Origin of the sequence: Rhodococcus phenolicus (genome assembly GCF_001646785.1) — a bacterium.
GTDB lineage: Bacteria > Actinomycetota > Actinomycetes > Mycobacteriales > Mycobacteriaceae > Rhodococcus > Rhodococcus phenolicus.
Genome location: NZ_LRRH01000132.1, coordinates 1 through 2,649 on the forward strand (window position 1 = coordinate 1; position 2,649 = coordinate 2,649).

The 2,649-nt window shown below is 67.6% G+C and carries 3 protein-coding genes; 2 read left to right on the forward strand and 1 reads right to left on the reverse strand.

Features of this window, described 5'->3' with window-relative positions; genetic code table 11:
* Positions 1 to 813 (forward strand): RDD family protein (locus A8G15_RS32090; RefSeq protein WP_245688020.1); only part of this gene is annotated, 813 nt, incomplete at its 5' end.
* A gap of 98 nt (positions 814 to 911) precedes the next feature.
* Positions 912 to 1,661 (forward strand): queuosine precursor transporter, encoded by a 750-nt coding sequence (locus tag A8G15_RS26965; RefSeq protein WP_068166158.1) that lies wholly within the window; start codon positions 912 to 914, stop codon positions 1,659 to 1,661.
* Here A8G15_RS26965 and tgt read toward each other — a convergent pair.
* A partial coding sequence (gene tgt / locus A8G15_RS26970) for a tRNA guanosine(34) transglycosylase Tgt (protein WP_068166160.1) occupies positions 1,662 to 2,649 on the reverse strand: 988 nt, incomplete at its 5' end. It abuts the gene before it with no gap.

Below are 2,649 nucleotides of genomic sequence, written 5' to 3' on the forward strand. Positions count from 1 at the left end.
TACGGCGGACAGCAGTACGGGGCCCCCGCCGGCGGTCAGCAGTACGGCGGTGACCAGTACGGCGGACAACAGTACGGCGGACAGCAGTACGGCGGACAGCAGTACGGCGGACAGCCCTCGGCACCTCAGTACACTGCACCCGCCGCCGGTCCGCAGTACGGTGCGCCGCCCCAGTTCGGCGACCCTCAGGCCCCGCAGTTCGGCAACCAGCCGACCCAGCAGTTCGGTGCGCCGCAGCAGCCCGGCCAGCAGTACGGTGCCCCCGCCGGCGGTCCCCAGTTCGGTGCCCCTCCCGCGGACGGCTTCGGAGGTCCGCAGTACGGCGCCCCGCAGTTCGGTGCTCCCCAGCCCGGCTTCGGTCCGGGTGCCGGCCAGCCGGGTGAGCTGCTCCCCCGCCTCGGCGCGCGCGTCATCGACGCACTCGTCATCGGTGTCCCGTTCGGGATCGTCACGGCGATCGTCTCGATCGCCGGCAGCACGTTCCTGACCGTGGTGCTCGGGCTGCTCACCGGACTCGCGATGCTCGGCTACGCGGCGTACTTCGAGTCCACCAAGGGCTGGACTCTCGGCAAGAAGGCGCTCGGGTTGTCGGTGACCGGCCCGAACGGCGGTCTTCCCACGCTCGAGGAAGCCGTGAAGCGCAACGCCTACCTGGGGCTGCAGGCCCTGACCGGTATCCCGGTCCTCGGCTGGCTGTTCAACATCGCCTCGCTCGCCGCGTTCATCGGTATCGCCGTCACGATCGAGAAGAGCCCGACCAAGCAGGGCTTCCACGACGTGTTCGCGGGCGGCACCCGGGTCGTCAAGTCCTGATCCGCACCGCACCCGCCGCGGGCCCCGTCCACCGGACGGGGCCCGCGGCGTTTTGTCCGTACTTCGCGTTGCCGCGTCACGGATGCTTGGATGACCGGGTGACAGAGCATGCACCGACCCCGAAGCCTCCTGCCGCCGGACCGGAGGCAACCGGCCATGCGGCGTTCGCGCACGTGGCCCGCAGCTACTACCCGGGGATCGTCGCACTGTTCACGACGGTGCTCATCATCTCCAACATCTGCGCGACGAAAGGTGTCGCGTTCTTCGGCGACTCCGACCTCGCGATCGGCTCCCTGCAGGTCCTGCCCATCCTCACCGACGGCGGGTTCTTCCTGTTCCCGCTCGCCTACATCCTGGGCGACGTCCTGAGCGAGGTGTACGGGTTCGCGGCGACACGTCGCGCGGTGCTGTTCGGATTCGGCGCGGTCGCGCTGGCCGCGCTGTGTTTCTGGATCACCGGTCTCTTGCCGCCCGCCGAGTTCTACGAGAACCAGGCGGCGTTCGACGCGGTCCTCGGCGTCGTGCCGCGCATCCTGCTCGCCGGGCTCGCCGGTTACCTCGTCGGCCAGTTGCTGAACTCGTACGTGCTGGTGCGGATCAAGGAGCGCACGAAGGAGAAGTACCTGTGGGCCCGGCTGATCGGGTCCACGGTGGTCGGCGAGTTCGCCGACACGCTGATCTTCTGCGCGATCGCGGCGGGCGCGATCGGCATCTCGACGTGGACCGACTTCGCCAACTACGTGATCGTCGGGTTCCTCTGGAAGACGCTGGTGGAGATCGTGGTCATGCCCGTGACGTACCGCGTGATCGCGCACGTGAAGAAGCACGAACCGAGCTACGCGGCCTGACTAGGGGCGGGCACCCGAGTAGAACCGGCCGAGGGTGTCCGCCTTGTGCTCGGCGAAGTAGCCGCCCTCGATCGACGCACGGATCTCGTCGACGAGACGCACGGTGAACCGTTCGTTGTGGATCGTGCACAACGTCGACGCGAGCATCTCCTTCGCCTTGAAGAGGTGGTGGATGTAGGCGCGCGTGTAGTTCGCGCACGTGTAGCAGTCGCAGTTCTCGTCGATGGGCGTGAAGTCCCGCCGGAAGCGGCTGGTGTTGATGTTGAACCGGCCGTCCGGATGGTAGATCGCCGCATTGCGTGCAACGCGTGACGGATTGACGCAGTCGAACGTGTCGGCGCCGTGCTCGATCGCGACGAACATGTCGTCGGGTTCGCTGATGCCGAGCATGTGCCGCGGCTTGTGGGCGGGCAGTTCCTCGGTGCACCAGCGCACGATGGTGCCCAGGTTCTGCTTCTCGAGCGCCCCGCCGATGCCGTATCCGTCGAATCCGCGTCCGGACTCACCGACGATGGACTCGAGACCCCGGCACGCCTGACGGCGCAGATCCTCGTACTGCGCGCCCTGCACGACGCCGAACAGCGCCTGGTACGGACGGTGTGCGCGTTCGGCGGTGAGCTTCTCGTGCTCGGAGATGCACCGCACCGCCCACGCCTGGGTCCGCGCGAGCGACTCCTCCTGGTAGCGCCGCGTGTTCATCAGTGTGGTCAGCTCGTCGAACGCGAACATGATGTCGGCGCCCAGCTGATGCTGGATCTGCATCGACACCTCGGGGGTGAACCGGTGCCGGGAGCCGTCCAGGTGGGATTTGAAGGTGACGCCGTCGTCGTCGACGTGCGCGAGCCGTTCCTTGCCTTTCGCGATGACGTCGTCGGACTGCACCCCGACCGCGTCCATCGCCAGCACCTTCTTGAATCCGACGCCGAGCGACATCACCTGGAATCCGCCGCTGTCGGTGAACGTCGGGCCGTCCCAGTTCATGAATGCG